At 70.1% G+C, this 15,307-nt stretch carries 15 protein-coding genes; 11 read left to right on the forward strand and 4 right to left on the reverse strand.

Annotated features, from left to right (window positions below):
• The first annotated feature begins 83 nt into the window (after nt 1-83).
• The 10 genes from OG379_RS24155 (at nt 84) to OG379_RS24200 (ending at nt 10,769) form a co-directional block, all read left to right on the forward strand.
• Nucleotides 84-1,064, forward strand: a complete 981-nt coding sequence (locus OG379_RS24155; RefSeq protein ID WP_405665124.1) for a MarR family transcriptional regulator — start codon at nt 84-86, stop codon at nt 1,062-1,064.
• Nucleotides 1,065-1,227: 163 nt separating this feature from the next.
• Nucleotides 1,228-2,442, forward strand: coding sequence for an amidohydrolase (locus tag OG379_RS24160; protein WP_405665125.1), 1,215 nt, complete (start codon nt 1,228-1,230; stop codon nt 2,440-2,442).
• A 206-nt stretch (nt 2,443-2,648) separates the two neighbouring features.
• Nucleotides 2,649-3,698: a BMP family protein gene (locus OG379_RS24165; protein WP_393767233.1), complete on the forward strand. Its 1,050-nt coding sequence runs from the start codon at nt 2,649-2,651 to the stop codon at nt 3,696-3,698.
• Between the two features lie 242 nt (nt 3,699-3,940).
• Nucleotides 3,941-5,524, forward strand: a complete 1,584-nt coding sequence (locus OG379_RS24170; protein ID WP_405668623.1) for an ABC transporter ATP-binding protein — start codon at nt 3,941-3,943, stop codon at nt 5,522-5,524.
• Complete coding sequence (locus OG379_RS24175) at nt 5,524-6,642, forward strand: ABC transporter permease (RefSeq protein ID WP_405665126.1); 1,119 nt, start codon at nt 5,524-5,526, stop codon at nt 6,640-6,642. Before OG379_RS24170 ends, OG379_RS24175 begins: the two co-directional genes overlap by 1 nt.
• Complete coding sequence (locus OG379_RS24180) at nt 6,639-7,904, forward strand: ABC transporter permease (protein ID WP_405665127.1); 1,266 nt, start codon at nt 6,639-6,641, stop codon at nt 7,902-7,904. Before OG379_RS24175 ends, OG379_RS24180 begins: the two co-directional genes overlap by 4 nt.
• Nucleotides 7,901-8,299, forward strand: a complete 399-nt coding sequence (locus OG379_RS24185; RefSeq protein ID WP_405665129.1) for a cytidine deaminase — start codon at nt 7,901-7,903, stop codon at nt 8,297-8,299. The genes OG379_RS24180 and OG379_RS24185 overlap by 4 nt, the downstream gene beginning before the upstream one ends.
• A 137-nt stretch (nt 8,300-8,436) precedes the next feature.
• Nucleotides 8,437-9,714, forward strand: a complete 1,278-nt coding sequence (locus OG379_RS24190) for a thymidine phosphorylase (RefSeq protein WP_405665130.1) — start codon at nt 8,437-8,439, stop codon at nt 9,712-9,714.
• A gap of 98 nt (nt 9,715-9,812) precedes the next feature.
• Nucleotides 9,813-10,403: a Uma2 family endonuclease gene (locus OG379_RS24195; RefSeq protein ID WP_405665131.1), complete on the forward strand. Its 591-nt coding sequence runs from the start codon at nt 9,813-9,815 to the stop codon at nt 10,401-10,403.
• A 21-nt stretch (nt 10,404-10,424) separates the two neighbouring features.
• Nucleotides 10,425-10,769: an STAS domain-containing protein gene (locus OG379_RS24200; RefSeq protein WP_405665133.1), complete on the forward strand. Its 345-nt coding sequence runs from the start codon at nt 10,425-10,427 to the stop codon at nt 10,767-10,769.
• A 7-nt stretch (nt 10,770-10,776) separates the two neighbouring features.
• On the opposite strand, the gene OG379_RS24205 is transcribed toward OG379_RS24200, so the two are convergent.
• The 4 genes from OG379_RS24205 to OG379_RS24220 all read right to left on the reverse strand — a co-directional run bounded on the left by OG379_RS24205 (nt 10,777) and on the right by OG379_RS24220 (nt 14,282).
• Nucleotides 10,777-11,088: a hypothetical protein gene (locus OG379_RS24205; protein ID WP_405665134.1), complete on the reverse strand. Its 312-nt coding sequence runs from the start codon at nt 11,086-11,088 to the stop codon at nt 10,777-10,779.
• The gene (locus tag OG379_RS24210) at nt 11,085-12,071 is read right to left on the reverse strand and encodes a sigma-70 family RNA polymerase sigma factor (RefSeq protein ID WP_405665135.1); all 987 of its coding nucleotides are present in this window, start codon (nt 12,069-12,071) and stop codon (nt 11,085-11,087) included. The genes OG379_RS24205 and OG379_RS24210 overlap by 4 nt, the downstream gene beginning before the upstream one ends.
• Nucleotides 12,072-12,168: 97 nt before the next feature.
• Nucleotides 12,169-12,885, reverse strand: a complete 717-nt coding sequence (locus OG379_RS24215; RefSeq protein ID WP_405665136.1) for a L,D-transpeptidase family protein — start codon at nt 12,883-12,885, stop codon at nt 12,169-12,171.
• An 89-nt stretch (nt 12,886-12,974) separates the two neighbouring features.
• Nucleotides 12,975-14,282 (reverse strand): MFS transporter, encoded by a 1,308-nt coding sequence (locus OG379_RS24220; protein ID WP_405665137.1) that lies wholly within the window; start codon nt 14,280-14,282, stop codon nt 12,975-12,977.
• 62 nt (nt 14,283-14,344) lie between these two features.
• Here OG379_RS24220 and OG379_RS24225 point away from each other — a divergent pair, with 62 nt between their 5' ends.
• Nucleotides 14,345-15,298, forward strand: coding sequence for a LysR family transcriptional regulator (locus OG379_RS24225; protein ID WP_405665138.1), 954 nt, complete (start codon nt 14,345-14,347; stop codon nt 15,296-15,298).
• Nucleotides 15,299-15,307: the final 9 nt, after the last annotated feature.

The raw sequence follows: 15,307 nt of genomic DNA on the forward strand, positions 1-15,307 counted from the left end.
GTGCCCACAACTGAACGACCCCGACCTGGTGTTGGTAGCACCGCGCCGGGGTCTCACCCCAAGATCGACAAGGACCCGATCTCGTGGCTACGCAGCACATTAACTCCGCCCTCCGCGCGCCCGCACCCCCCTCCCGCCCGTACGCGAAGGCCAGTCCGGGCTACGGCAAGCGGTCCGCGCCGGACCAACGCCCGCCTCGGCCCGACGATTTCGCCCTGCTGCCGGAGCGCGAGCGCTACGTCGCCGGATATGTCGACCACCTGCCCGACGGCGCGGCGATGGACATCAAGTCCCTGGCCAAGTCCCTGCCGCTGTACGGGCAGATGGCCGTCGGCAGCGCGCTGAAGGCCTTGGCGGTCGCCGGGCACCTGCGCCATGTGCGCTGCCCCGCAGACGCCGGTGGCGGCCGGATCCGCTGGATCACCCGCACCTACTGGTCCCGTACCGCCCGCGACAACGAGTGGTGGGCCACGTTCCTCAGCGGCGCTCCGGTTGCCCCCGCCGTACCGCAGCACCCGGCCGCCCCCGCCGTACCGCAGCAGCGGACCCAGGAGCCCGAACCGGCGCCCGCGCCGGAGGCGGCCCCGCAGGATGCTCCGGCCGACGTGCCCTCGCCCGCCTACCCCGCCCTCGCCCGGCTCGGTCACGCCGACGCCCGTCTCGCCCTCTCCGCCGCCGACTGTGCCGCACTGGAGGAGGCTGCCACCGCCTGGCTGGCGCGGGGTGTGGACGCCGAGTACCTGGTCCGGGCGCTCACGGCAGGGCTTCCGGCGGCCGTCGACTCACCTGTGGGGCTCGTCAGGCGCCGCCTCCGCGACAAGCTCCCGCCCCTGCTGCCCACCGCCGCACCGGCCGTCGCTGCGGGTATGCCCGAGCACCGCCCGATGGTCGAGTGCGCGGAGTGCGGCGCACCGGGCCGCCCCGAAGCGCTCCCCGACGGTCTCTGCCGCTCCTGCCGCACCCCTGGCCCGGCCGCCGACACCACGGCCGACCCCGAGCTGCCTGCCGAGCGTGATGTCGCGGCGTATGTGGGCACCCTCCGCGACCTGCTCAAGCTGCCGTGAGTGCGGGTAACTCGCGCAGCCTCACGCCGGAAAATCGGATGGGAGAGCATACCCACCTCAACCTCTCGTCACACGCCGCAACACCACTTTTTGTTCCCCTGAGCGGCTGAACTTTTGTCGATCAGTGGCCAGTTGTGGGTACCGGGGGCCTACCCTTGACTGGGTGAACCAGTTGAAGTCCCGCGCGCCCCACGCCGAGGCCGTCCTGCCCGGCGCCCTGCCCGACGACCTGCGTGCCGAGCTCATCGCCTTCCGCCGTGATCTGCACATGCACCCGGAGCTCGGCAACCAGGAGTTCCGCACCACCGCGGCCATCAAGGCGAGGCTCGAGAAGGCCGGCCTGGAGCCGCAGGTCCTGCCCGGTGGCACGGGACTCGTCTGTGACGTCGGGGAGTGGGACGGCGTGACGCCGATGCTGGCGCTCCGGGGCGACATCGACGCGCTGCCGATCCCGGACACCAAGGCGGGGGTCTCCTACCGGTCCACCGTGCCCGACCGTGCGCACGCCTGCGGGCACGACGTCCACACGAGCTGTGTCCTGGGCGCGGGGCTCGTGCTGAGCGACCTGGACCGGCAGGGGCTGCTGCCCCGCCCGGTGCGGCTGCTGTTCCAGCCCGCCGAGGAGGTGCTGCCCGGCGGCGCGGCCGACGCGGTGGCGGCCGGGGTGCTGGAAGGCGTGGGGCGGATCATCGGGGTGCACTGCGACCCGAAGGTGGACGTGGGCAGGATCGGGCTCCGGATCGGGCCGATCACCTCCGCCTGCGACCGCGTGGAGGTCTCCCTCGACGGACCCGGCGGACACACCGCCCGGCCGCACCTCACCACCGACCTGGTCACCGCCGCGGCCCGGGTGGCCACCGACGTGCCCGCGCTGCTGGCCAGGCGCGTCGACGCGCGCGCAGGGCTCGCGGTCACCTGGGGCCGGCTGCAGACCGGCCACGCGCCCAACGTCATCCCGCAGCACGCCGAGCTGTCCGGGACGGTCCGCTGCCTCGATCTGGAGAGCTGGCGCCAGGCACCCGACCTCGTGCACGCGGCGATCGACGAGGTGGCCGGAATGTACCGGGCCAAGACGGTGATCGACTACGTCCGGGGTGTGCCGCCCGTGGTGAACGAGGCGGAGACGATCGGCCTTCTCGACGCCGCGATGACCATCCGCCGCGGATCGTATGCGATCGAGGACACCGAGCAGAGCCTGGGCGGCGAGGACTTCTCCTGGTACCTGGAGAAGATCCCCGGCGCCATGGCCAGGCTCGGCGTCCGGACGCCGGGTGACACCCGTGGCCTGGACCTGCACCGGGGCAACTTCGACGTGGACGAGGAGGCCATCACGGTCGGCGTGGAACTGTTCACCGCCGCCGCGCTGCTGGACGCCTGAGCGCGGAACGTGGGTGAACGGCCCTCCGCTCCTGCGGCCACGCGTCACCTTCGGGTGGCCGCTCGTAACCGGACAGGACACCTCCTGTTCGCGACGATCCGATAACAGCTTCCGTAGGGGTCCTTATCTGACATCTACGCGCGTTACGATCGCCGCGAAACCAGCGCCGGAAGAGGCGCTTCGGTCAGGTTTGAAGGAGCCTTCCCTTGCGCCGGATCACCAGGATTGCCACCGTGGGCGTCATGTCCGCGGCACTCGCGCTAAGCGTCACGGCGTGTGGCGAGTCTTCCTCCTCGAGTAGCAGTTCCGACTCCAAGGCCGACAAAACGGCTATTGCCTACGACATCGGTGGCCGCGGCGACCAGTCGTTCAACGACGCCGCCTACGCGGGCCTGGCCCGGGCCGAGAAGGACCTCGGAGTCAAGGGCACCGAGGCCGAGCCGTCGGACGGCGAAGCGGACGCCGACAAGGTGCAGCGCCTCACCGCACTTGCTCGCGCCGGCAACAACCCGGTGATCGGCGTCGGCTTCGCCTACGCCCCCGCCATCAAGAAGGTCGCGCCGAAGTTCCCGAAGATCACCTTCGGCATCATCGACGACGCCTCCGTGACCGGCGAGAACATCGCCAACATCGTCTTCAACGAGGAGCAGGGCTCCTACCTCGCGGGCGTGGCTGCCGCCAAGGTCACCAAGACCAAGACGGTCGGCTTCATCGGTGGTGTCGAGACCCCCCTGATCAAGAAGTTCCAGGCCGGCTTCGAGCAGGGCGTCAAGGAGACCGACCCCTCGGTCAAGGTCGTCCCGCAGTACCTGACGCAGCCGCCGAACTTCGACGGTTTCTCCAAGCCGGACCTCGGCAAGGCCGCAGCCCAGGGCCAGCTCGACAAGGGCGCCGACGTGGTCTACTCGGCAGCCGGTCTCGCCGGGTCCGGTGCGATCGAAGCCGTCTCCAAGGCCGGCAAGTGGAACATCGGCGTCGACTCCGACCAGTACAAGCAGGCGGGTCTGGCCGACTACAAGGAGTCGATCCTGACCTCGGTCACCAAGGACGTCGAGGACTCCGTCTTCAACCTGATCAAGTCCGTCCAGGACGGCAAGCCGCAGTCCGGTGAGGTCCGCTACGGCCTCGACAAGGACGGCGTCGGCCTGGCCATGTCCAACCCGGCCTTCACCAAGATGACCGATGTCATCGCCGCCGTGGACAAGGCGAAGAAGGAAATCATCGACGGCAAGATCACCGTCAAGACCGCCCCGTAACGATCCCGGTCGTCACGCTGGTTTCCCGTGGGCCCGGAGCGCGCACCGTCGTCGCCGCTCCGGGCCCGTGGGGTGCTCATCGAGGAAGTTGTGCCCTTCGCAGTGCCCTGCTCGCACAGGTCCGGAACCAGGTGTCCGGACCGTGCCGTGCGCCTACGCTTTACGATTCGGCAGCGCTACGCGTGTAGACGGTCCTCAGGCGCGATAACTTCACCCCGCCCCCTGCCCCTGTGCTCCCGCTCCTGTCCGGCCAAGGAGAGTGCGTCATCAACGCGTCCAGCAGTCCCCCTGCCGTAGAACTGCACGGCATCACCAAGCGCTTCCCCGGCGTCGTGGCCAACCACGACATCGGCATCACCGTACGCAAGGGAACGGTCCACGCCCTCGTCGGTGAGAACGGCGCGGGTAAGTCCACCCTGATGAAGATCCTCTACGGCATGCAGAAGCCGGACGAGGGCACCATCGCCGTGGACGGCGAGCAGGTCTCGTTCGGTAACCCCGGTGACGCCATCGCGCGCGGAATCGGCATGGTCCACCAGCACTTCATGCTCGCCGACAACTTCACCGTCCTGGAGAACGTCGTACTGGGCGGCGAGAAGCTGCACGGTATCGGCTCCGCCGCACGCAAGAAGATCAAGGAGATCTCCGACGCGTACGGTCTGGGGGTCAGGCCCGACGCACTCGTCGAGGACCTCGGCGTCGCCGACCGCCAGCGTGTGGAGATCCTCAAGGTCCTCTACCGCGGCGCCCGCATCCTGATCCTGGACGAGCCGACCGCGGTACTGGTCCCGCAGGAGGTCGACGCGCTCTTCGCGAACCTCCGCGAACTCAAGGCCGAGGGCCTCACCGTCATCTTCATCTCGCACAAGCTCGGCGAGGTCCTCTCCGTCGCGGACGAGATCACGGTGATCCGACGCGGCACGACGGTGGGAACCGCCGACCCCGCGAACACCACCTCCAAGCAGCTCGCCGAGCTGATGGTCGGCAGTGAACTCCCCTCGCCGGAGACCCGCGAGTCGACGGTGACGGACGTGCCGATGCTGCACGTCGAAGGGCTCACCCTCAGCGTGACGGATCCTGACGGGGCCGTGCGTGACGTCCTGTCCGACGTGGGCTTCACGATCCACAAGGGCGAGGTCCTGGGCATCGCGGGCGTCGAGGGCAACGGGCAGACCGAACTGATCGAGACGCTCGTCGGCATGCGGAACCCGGACAGCGGGGTCATCACGCTGGACACCGACGACATCTCGCGCACCCCCACGCGCAAGAGGCGCGAGGGCGGCATCGGTTACATCCCCGAGGACCGCCACCGCCACGGGGTGCTGCTGGACTCCCCGCTCTGGGAGAACCGCATCCTCGGCCATGTCACCGAGAAGCCCAACAGCAAGGGCTGGCTGCTGGACCCGAAGGCGGCACGCGCCGACACGGAGCGGATCGTGCGTGAGTACGACGTCCGTACCCCGGGCATCGAGGTCACCGCGGCCTCCCTCTCCGGCGGCAACCAGCAGAAGCTGATCGTCGGCCGCGAGATGAGCCACAACCCGAAGCTCCTGATCGCGGCCCACCCCACCCGCGGGGTGGACGTCGGCGCACAGGCGCAGATCTGGGACCAGATCCGCGAAGCGCGCCGCGAAGGACTGGCGGTGCTGCTGATCTCGGCGGACCTGGATGAGCTCATCGGGCTCTCCGACACTCTGCGCGTCATGTTCCGCGGGCAGCTGGTCGCTGACGCCGACCCCGCCACCATCACACCCGAGGAACTGGGCTCGGCCATGACCGGTGCCGCCGCCGGTCACCTCGAAGCAGCACCGGAGGACGAGGCCTGATGAGGAAATTCGACAAGGACCGGCTGATCCTGGGCTTCGCCGGCCCGGTACTCGCCCTGGTCGTGGCCTTCGTGCTCAGCACCCTGGTGCTGCTCGTCTCGGACCGCGACCCCTTCGAGCTGTACCGACTGCTGTTCGAGCAGGTTTCGTACAGCGACGTACAGGTCCTGATCATCAACCAGGCCGGTACGTACTACCTCGCCGCTCTCGCGGTCGCGGTCGGCTTCCGCATGAACCTCTTCAACATTGGTGTCGACGGGCAGTACCGGCTCGCGGCGATGATGGCAGCACTCGTCGGCGCCAGCGTCAGCCTCCCCGGGCCGCTCCAGATCGCGCTGGTCGTCGTCGTGGCGATGCTCGTGGGCGCCTTCTGGGCCGGCATCGCCGGCATCCTCAAGACCACGCGCGGCGTGAGCGAAGTCGTCTCGACGATCATGCTCAACTCCATCTCGACCTCGCTGATCGCCTGGCTGATCCTGCCGAAGAACTTCGGTGAGCAGGCCGCGGGATCCAACAACCTGACGACAGGCGACATCCCGGAATCCGGCTGGTTCCCGGGCCTCACCCTGAGCCCCGACGCCGGCGAGATCTACGGTTTCACCTTCGTCGCCGTCGGCTGCGGCCTCGTCTACTGGCTCGTTCTGAACCGCACCCGCTTCGGCTTCGACCTCCGTGCCACCGGCGCCAGCGAGAGCGCCGCCCAGGCCTCTGGTGTGGACGCCAAGAAGATGATCCTCACCTCGATGCTGATCTCCGGCGCGATCGCGGGTCTCGTCGGGATGCCGACGCTGCTGGGAGACACCCACACCTACAGCCTCGACTTCCCCGTCGGCCTCGGCTTCACCGGCATCACCATCGCCCTGCTCGGCCGGAACCACCCCGTGGGCATCGCGCTCAGCGCGCTGCTCATCGCGTTTCTGGACAAGGCGTCGTCCCCTCTCGACCAGTTCGGCTTCGAGAAGGAGATCGCCACGATCATGCAAGGCCTGATCGTGATCTCGGTCGTCGTCAGTTACGAACTCGTCCGGCGCTACGGGACCCGCCGCCAGCAGCAGAAGGTCGGCGAGGAACTCGCCGCCGGCCACGCCCTCACCACCGAGAAGGAGGCGGCCCTGTGAGCACCAGCAAAGTCTCCGCCGCACGCGTCGCCGCCCCGAAGGGCGGCGGACGGCGCAAGCTGTCCCTGCCCGTGGTCCTCCTGATCATCGCCGGCGCGCTCGCCCTCGTCTCGCTGGTGCGCCTCATCAGCGGTGCCGACGACGTGACCTCCGTGGGCCAGGTGAGCGGCGCCCTCGAACTCGCGGTCCCGATCGGCCTGGCGGGTCTCGGCGGCCTCTGGGCCGAGCGGGCCGGTGTCGTCAACATCGGCCTTGAGGGCATGATGATCCTGGGCACGTGGTTCGGCGCCTGGGCCGGTTTCCAGTGGGGCCCGTGGGTGGGCGTCCTCTTCGGCATCATCGGTGGCGCGCTCGGCGGACTGCTCCACGCGATCATCACCGTCACCTTCGGCGTGAACCACATCGTCTCCGGTGTGGCCATCAACATCCTTGCCGTCGGCGTCACCCGCTACCTCTCCAACTTCACCTTCGCCGACGAGCCCGGCGGATCCTCCAAGCAGTCTCCGCGCCTCGAGGAGATCGACAAGATCACCATCCCAGGGCTCTCGGACTGGATGCAGGACCTGCAACAACACCACTGGTTCTTCGTGTCCGACCTCGCCGGCATCGTCGGAGGTCTGGTCACCGGACTGTCGTGGCTCACCGTCGTCGCCCTGCTGCTCATCCCCGCCACCTGGTACGTGCTGTGGCGCACGGCCTTCGGTCTGCGACTCCGCTCCTGCGGTGAGAGCCCGGTGGCGGCCGAGACCCTCGGCGTGAACGTCTACAAGTACAAGTACATCGCTGTGACGATCTCCGGAGGTCTGGCCGGACTCGGTGGTGCGTTCCTGGCCATCGTCGCCACCAGCATCTACCAGGAGGGCCAGACGGGCGGCCGCGGTTACATCGGTCTCGCCGCGATGATCTTCGGTAACTGGATGCCGGGCGGCATGGCGCTGGGCGCGGGGCTCTTCGGCTTCACCGACAGCCTCAAGCTCCGCGGTGGCGCGGAGAACGTCCACGCGATGCTGCTGCTCCTGGCGATCCTCCTGGTGATCGTCGTCTTCTGGCAGCTTTACCGGAAGAAGTACGTGAGCGCGCTGATCTCGGCGGTCATCTCCGGCGTGCTGTTCACCTGGTACGGCCTCACCGACCAGGTCCCGAGCCAGTTCGTGGACGCCGCGCCGTACGTCACGACGCTGCTGGTACTCGCCCTGTCCGCGCAGCGGTTGCGCATGCCCAAGGCGGACGGCATGCCGTATCGCAAGGGCGAGGGCAAGTGACGACTCCCTCGCCCATCGACTGGGACGCGCTCCGCGAGGCCGCCCGGGACGCCATGTCCCGGGCGTACGCCCCGTATTCGGGCTACGCGGTCGGGGTGGCCGCCCTCGTCGACGACGGCCGCATGATCACCGGATGCAACGTCGAGAACGCCTCGTACGGCATCAGCCTGTGCGCCGAGTGCGGGCTGGTCTCGCAGCTGGCCGCCACGGGCGGCGGCAGACTGACCCACTTCACCTGCGTGGACGGCACGGGCGCCCCGCTCGTGCCGTGCGGGCGGTGCCGGCAGCTGCTGTACGAGTTCGGGGGGCCCGGCCTCGTCCTCGAGACGCCGGACGGCCTCCGTACGCTCGACGAGATGCTGCCGCAGGCCTTCGGTCCGCAGCACCTGGGGTAGTGCCCCGCCGCCGCTCCGTTCCCCCGGCGGGCCCGACCGGCCCGCCGGGGGAACGCGGCGGCGGAACGTTTCCTCTCTATGCGCGTAGAGTCAGCAGGACTCTCGCCCACCCCTCCGGCCGGAAGGACTCCCATCCCATGGACGCCATCTCCGTCATCCGCACCAAGCGGGACCGAGGCGAGCTCAGCCCCGAGCAGATCGACTGGGTCATCGACGCGTACACCCGCGGCGAGGTCGCCGACGAGCAGATGTCCGCACTGGCCATGGCGATCCTGCTCAACGGCATGAACCGGACCGAGATCGCCCGCTGGACCGCCGCGATGATCGCCTCCGGCGAGCGTATGGACTTCGGCGCGCTCTCCCGCCCCACCACGGACAAGCACTCCACCGGTGGCGTCGGCGACAAGATCACCCTGCCGCTCGCCCCGCTGGTCGCCGCCTGCGGCGCCGCCGTGCCGCAGCTCAGCGGCCGGGGCCTCGGCCACACCGGCGGAACCCTCGACAAGCTGGAGTCCATCCCCGGCTGGCGCGCCCACCTCTCCAACGCCGAGATGCTGGACGTCCTGGACACCACCGGCGCCGTGATCTGCGCGGCCGGCGACGGGCTCGCCCCCGCCGACAAGAAGCTGTACGCGCTGCGCGACGTCACCGGCACCGTCGAGGCGATCCCGCTGATCGCCAGCTCGATCATGTCCAAGAAGATCGCCGAGGGCACCGGGGCGCTCGTCCTGGACGTCAAGGTCGGCTCCGGCGCCTTCATGAAGACGATCGAGGACGCCCGCGAACTGGCCTCCACCATGGTCGCGCTGGGCACCGACAGCGGCGTACGGACCGTGGCGCTGCTGACCGACATGGCGACCCCGCTCGGTCTCACCGCCGGGAACGCCCTGGAGGTGCGCGAGTCCGTCGAGGTCCTGGCCGGGGGCGGCCCGAAGGACGTCATCGACCTGACCCTCGCGCTCGCCCGCGAGATGCTCGACGCCGCCGGGCTCAAGGACGCCGACCCGGAGAAGGCCCTGGCGGACGGCTCCGCCATGGACGTCTGGCGCCGCATGATCTCCGCGCAGGGCGGCGACCCCGACGCCGAACTCCCCGTCGCCCGCGAGCAGCACGTGATCAGCGCCCCGTCCTCGGGCGTGCTGACCCGCCTCGACGCATACGACGTCGGCGTCGCCGCCTGGCGCCTCGGCGCGGGCCGTGCGCGCAAGGAGGACCCGGTGCAGGCGGGCGCGGGCGTCGAGCTGCACGCCAAGCCGGGGGACACGGTGACCGAGGGCCAGCCGCTGCTGACCCTGCACACGGACACCCCCGAGAAGTTCGAGTACGCCCTGAAGGCGCTGCCCGGCTCGTACGACATCGCCCCGACCGGCACGCCCTTCACCGCCACGCCGGTGGTGCGGGAACGTATCGCCTGACCTGCGGCTTTCCCTTTCGGGTGAACGGGACCGGTGGACCATCACCGGTCCCGTTCGGCATGCTGGGATCGGTGACGCACCGATAAGAGGAGACCGCCATGAGCGCACTCACTGTCGATCCCGGGCCGGGCCACGGTCAGGACTGGGACGACCTCGTCCGGATCTGGGAGGAGACGGACGCACCCGAGGGCTGCAAGGTGGAGATCATCGAGGGGATCGTCACCGTGTCGCCACCGCCGTCCAAGGACCACAACACCACTGCGGCGCTGCTCCAGCGCAGGCTCTACACCGTCATCCCGGAGGACTGGGAGATCTACCAGACGCTCGGCGTCTCCGTGCCCGGACGGGCCGGGCTCTACATCCCCGATCTCGTCGTCCTGCCGCGGGCGGTCGCGTCCGGGCCCGGAAATCGCGTACCGGCGGAGGATGTCCGGCTCGTCGTGGAGATCACCTCACCGGCCAACGCCAACCACGACCGCATCGGCAAGGCGCGCGGGTATGCGAGGGCCGGTGTCGAGCTGTTCCTGCTGCTCGACCCCTGGCACACCGGGCGCCCGACCGCGACCCTGTACGGGGAGCCGAGCGACGGCACCTATCGAGTCCTGGAAGCGGTCGAGTACGGGCAGACGCTGTCGCTGCCGAAGCCGTTCGGGCTGGACCTGGACACCGGGGCGTTCCCTGTCAGCTGAGTCACAGGTGCGTGGGCGCCGATGAGTTTCGGGCACCCCACCGGTCTCCCTGGTGTGGATGCCACGACTCCGAACGCCCTCGTCCTCACCGGGCGGATCACCCGCGCCGATGTGCCGGGCCTCTGCGCCGAGCTGGAGGCGCTGCTGAGCGGCGCCCCGGAGGCCGCGGTGGTGGACTGCGACGTGGGCGGTGTCGTACGTCCGGACCTGGCCCTGGTCGAGGCGGTCGCCCGGCTGGGGCTCGTCGCACGCCGGGCCGGAGACGTCGAGCTGCGGCTGCGCAACGTCCCGGCCGAACTCGAAGCGCTGCTCGGCCTGGTGGGGCTGACCGATGTGGTGGGCAACGTCCGGTCGGTGCCGGAATGACCGGCGCTCAGCGGGCCACAGCGGTGTCACGGGCCACGCTGTAGCTGCAGGCCACCAGCTCCGCACGTCCTTCCGCGTACTCCTCCGGCACGTCCTTCAGCGACGGCACCGGGACCGCCGACGGCGTCGGTGCCGGCCACCGCGTCGGGCATGAACCCTCCGGCTGCGGACCCGGCTCGGTGGCGTCGGCCGGAACCCAGGCGGCACGGCCCGGGCCAGGCCCCGCCGTGGCGGACGGCTCGCCCAGCCACAGTGTCGCTGCCCAGCCACCCGCCACCAACAGGGCCCAGGCGATCACCACAGGATGTCTCACAGTCACGCGGCGTCGTCCAGGTGGTCCGGCAGCCCGAACAGCGGGAACCAGCGCGGGGTGTCCAGGAAGCAGTGCATCCCCGTGATGGCACCGTCCGAGATGTCGATGACCTGCACCGCCCACGGGACGAACCCCGGTCCGTCCGGATTCGGCTTGTAGTGCGCGAAGGCCGGGGACCCGTTGGCCTCGGTCGCCACCAGCCGGGAACCCGCGCAGCTCGCACCGAAGCTGAGCATGAAGCCGGTGATGTCGTCGTGCCCCTGGAGCCAGAGGTCGAACGGCGGCATGGTCATCACGGCGTCCTCATGGAGCAGCGCCGTCAGCGCCGCCATGTCGTAACCCTCGAACGCCGCCACATAGCGGTCCAGCAGCTTGCGCTGCTCGTCGTCCAGCGGATTCGCGGTGTCCGATGCCGTGGTCTCCGTGTCGGACAGCGTCGCCCGGGCGCGCTGCAGGGCGCTGTTGACCGACGCGACGGACGTGTCGAGCAGCTCGGCGACCTCGCTCGCCTTCCACGCCAGGACCTCGCGCAGGATCAGCACCGCACGCTGCTTGGGCGGCAGATGCTGGAGCGCGGCGACGAACGCGAGGCGCACCGACTCACGTGCCACGGCCGCCTCCGCCGGGTCGGCCACCGAGGGCAGGATGCGCCCGTCCGGCATCGGCTCCAGCCAGGTGTTCTCAGGGAGAGGGTTCAGCGCTGCCTGGGCCAGCGGTGTCGGGCCGGTCAGGTCCACCGGCCTGGCCCGCTTGTTGCCCGCGTTCAGCATGTCGAGGCAGACGTTCGTCGCGATGCGGTAGAGCCAGGAGCGAAGGGAGGAACGGCCCTCGAACTTGTCGAAGTTGCGCCAGGCGCGCACCAGCGTGTCCTGGACCGCGTCCTCCGCCTCGAAGGCCGAGCCGAGCATCCGGTAGCAGTAACCGGTGAGCTCGACCCGGTGTCCCTCCAGCCGGCTGTCGATGTCCGCTGTCGCTGTCTGATCACTCATCGCTCCACCCCTGTTGCGCTGTGACACCGCTCACTCAGCACTGTGGAAGCTACCGCAGGGCACTGACAGCCGGGGCGGGAAGCGTGGAAACCGCTGCTCAGGTGCCGGGCTTGCGTCCGTAGACGAAGACGTCGTCGCCGTTCTTCAGCAGCTTCCAGTATGACTTCGCGTCCGCGGGGCGCATGTTGACGCAGCCCGCCGACCCAGGGTTGTTGTACATGGACTTGGTGACCGAGTGGAACGCCTGCCCGCCGTCGAAGAACTGGGCGTACGGCATGCGGACGTCGTAGAGCGTCGACCAGTGGTCGATGTTGCGCCAGTAGATCTTCTTGGCACCGGTCCGGGTCTCGTCGCCGTTACGGCCCGTGCGCACCGGTACCGGGCCGAACTTCAGCTTGGACCCGTCCTGGATCCAGCTCAGCTGCCTGGTCAGGTCCACGCACGCGATGCGCCCCTTGTTCGTGGGGCACTTCTTCGCCTTGTTCGGCGTCTTTCCCGCGGCCTTCTGGGCGGTGATCGTCTTCATCGTGCGCCAGGTGACCGGCCCCGCGTAACCGATGTTCGGGGTGATGCCCTTGCCGGTCTGGAACGAGCGGATCGCCTTGCAGTCGGCCGTCGACTGCCGGCCGTCCGCCGTCCGCCCCAGCCACTTCTCGACCTGCTTCTGGTACGGCCCGGTGGAGGCCGTGCAGGACGCCGCCTGGGCGGCCGTACCCGTGCCCAGGACCAGGGCCGGCGCGGCCACCAGTCCGGCGACGGACAGGACGGCCCCGCGCCGCACCCGTACGCCGCGTATGTTCCCCATGATCGTCATGTACGCCTGCTCCCCTTCGCGTTCGCCCGCGGTGTGTGACTCCGCTTGTTGGACGTGCGCAGGGGAGCTGCGGTTGTGCCGGGAAGGTCTCAGTTGTGCACCGGTGCCGGGGCCGCGGCGCGGAGCCGCTCGGTCCGGGCCGCGCGGCTCCCGAAGAGGGTGATCGACAGGACGCCGAGGACCGCCAGGACGCCCAGTACGACCGTGCCGGCCCAGCCTCCGGCGTGGAACGCGACGGCACCGAGCGTGCCGCCCGCGCTGGAGCCCAGGTAGTACGCGGACTGGTAGAGCGCCGAAGCCTGGGCGCGGCCCGAGGTCGCCGTACGGCTCACCGAGGACGAGGCGACCGCGTGTCCGGCGAAGAAGCCGGCCGTGATCAGGACGAGGCCGGCCAGGACGGCGGCCAGCTGGTCGGCCAGGGAGACCAGCAGACCCGCGGCCGTCGTGGAGACGGCGAGGTAGAGCGCGCCCCGGCGTCCCAGCCGGGCGACCAGCCGGCCCGCGGCGGCGGAGGAGACCGTACCGACGAGGTAGACGAGGAAGATCGAGCCGACGATGCCCTGCGGGAGGCTGAAGGGCTCCTCGACGAGCCGGTAGCCGATCACGGTGTAGACCGCGCCGAACACCGTCATGAACAGGGCGCCGATCGCGTACAGCCTGCGCAGCAACGGGTCGGAGAGGTGGCCGGTGACGGTCTTCGCCAGGGCCTTCGGGTTGAGCGAGGCGGGGCTGAAGTGCCGGGCCTTGGGGATCATGAAGTGGAAGACCACCGCGCAGGCCACGGCGAGCAGCCCGATCGCGCCGAGCGCCACCCGCCAGCCCCACAGCTGGGCGACCCAGCCGGCGAGGATGCGGCCACTCATGCCGCCGATGCTGTTGCCCGCCACGAACAGTCCGATCGCGGCCACCAGCGCCTTGGGCCGCACCTCCTCGGCCAGGTAGGCCATCGCGGAGGCGGGCAGCCCTGCCAGGGCGGCGCCCTGGATCGCGCGCAGCGCGATCAGCCAGCCGAGCGAAGGGGCGAAGGGCACGAGCAGCCCGATCACCACGGCGACCGACAAGGAGGCCGTCATCATCTGGCGCCGCCCGAAGCGCTCGGAGAGCGCACTCAGCGGCAGGACACAGAGGGCCAGGGCGCCCGTCGCCGCGGAGACCGTCCAGCTCGCCTGGCCGGCCGTCGCGCCGAAGGACGCGGAGACGGCGGGCAGCAGGGCCTGGGTCGAGTAGAGGAGGGCGAAGGTCGCGATCCCCGCCGCGAAGAGCGCGAAGCTCATCCGGCGGTAGCCGGGACCGCCGGGAGCGAGGCGGTCCGGGACGGTCGGGGAGACGGCGGCGGGGGATGACGGAACGGCGGCGTCCAGCACGATGGTGGACGCCCCGGTACTGGCAGGAGGCATGCATCGAACGTAGACCGCACGGTTTCATGCGTCCAATGCATGAAACCCTCATAATCGTTCCCATGGCGCATCAATACAGCTCACAGCTGCGGCTGTCACCGAGCAGTTACGAAGAAGACATCCGGGCAGTGCTCGCGCCACGCCTCGCGTACTTCGAGGCGGTGGCCCGCCACGAGCACGTCACCCGTGCCGCTCACGAGCTCGGTGTCCCGCAGTCGACGCTGTCGCGGGCCATGGTGAGGCTGGAACAGGACCTGGGCGTCGCCCTGTTCGCCCGCAGGGGCCGCACCGTCTCGCTCACCCCCGCGGGCCGCACCTTCCTCGGCTCCGCCGAACGCGCGCTGGCGGAGGTGGAGAAGGCCGCCGACTCGGTGCGCGCCGACGCCGACCCCACGGCGGGCAAGGTCGCCTTCGGCTTCCTCCACACCATGGGCTCCGAGACGGTGCCGGCCCTGATCCGCGCCTTCCGCGCCGACCACCCCCGGGTCCGCTTCCAGCTCGTCCAGAACTACGGCGAGGCGATGATCGACCGCCTGCGGGCGGGCGGCCTCGACCTCTGCCTCACCTCGCCCGTCCCCGACGCCCCGGACCTCGTCGCCATGCGGCTGGACGAGCAGCGGCTCCGCCTGGTCGTCCCCGACGACCACCGGCTGGCGGGGCGCCGGCGCATCCGCCTCGCCGAGGCCGCCGACGAAACGTTCGTCACCCTGGAACCCGGTTACGGGCTGCGGCGGATCACGGACGACCTCTGCGCCGAGGCGGGCTTCACCCCGCGCGTCGCGTTCGAGGGCGAGGAGGCGGAGACCCTGCGCGGCCTGGTCGCGGCCGGGCTCGGGGTGGCACTGCTGCCGCCGCCCGCCGTCGCCCGGCCCGGCGTGGTCGAGCTGACGGTCACCGCCCCGCGCGCGGCCCGCGAGATCGGGGTCGCCTGGCTGGACGGCCATCCCGACACGCCGCCGGTGGCAGCCTTCAAGCGCTTCCTGCTGTCGCGCCGGGGAAGCCTGCTGCCGGACTGAGCCCGTCAG

Source organism: Streptomyces sp. NBC_01166 (assembly GCF_045039765.1).
GTDB lineage: Bacteria > Actinomycetota > Actinomycetes > Streptomycetales > Streptomycetaceae > Streptomyces.

Coding starts and splice junctions, on each gene's coding strand:
- OG379_RS24175 (WP_405665126.1), top strand. CDS start 5,524: ATGAGGAAATTCGACAAGGACCGGCTGATCCTGGGCTTCGCCGGCCCG.
- OG379_RS24190 (WP_405665130.1), top strand. CDS start 8,437: ATGGACGCCATCTCCGTCATCCGCACCAAGCGGGACCGAGGCGAGCTC.
- OG379_RS24195 (WP_405665131.1), top strand. CDS start 9,813: ATGAGCGCACTCACTGTCGATCCCGGGCCGGGCCACGGTCAGGACTGG.
- OG379_RS24200 (WP_405665133.1), top strand. CDS start 10,425: ATGAGTTTCGGGCACCCCACCGGTCTCCCTGGTGTGGATGCCACGACT.
- OG379_RS24210 (WP_405665135.1), bottom strand. CDS start 12,071: ATGAGTGATCAGACAGCGACAGCGGACATCGACAGCCGGCTGGAGGGA.
- OG379_RS24215 (WP_405665136.1), bottom strand. CDS start 12,885: ATGACGATCATGGGGAACATACGCGGCGTACGGGTGCGGCGCGGGGCC.
- OG379_RS24220 (WP_405665137.1), bottom strand. CDS start 14,282: ATGCCTCCTGCCAGTACCGGGGCGTCCACCATCGTGCTGGACGCCGCC.
- OG379_RS24225 (WP_405665138.1), top strand. CDS start 14,345: ATGGCGCATCAATACAGCTCACAGCTGCGGCTGTCACCGAGCAGTTAC.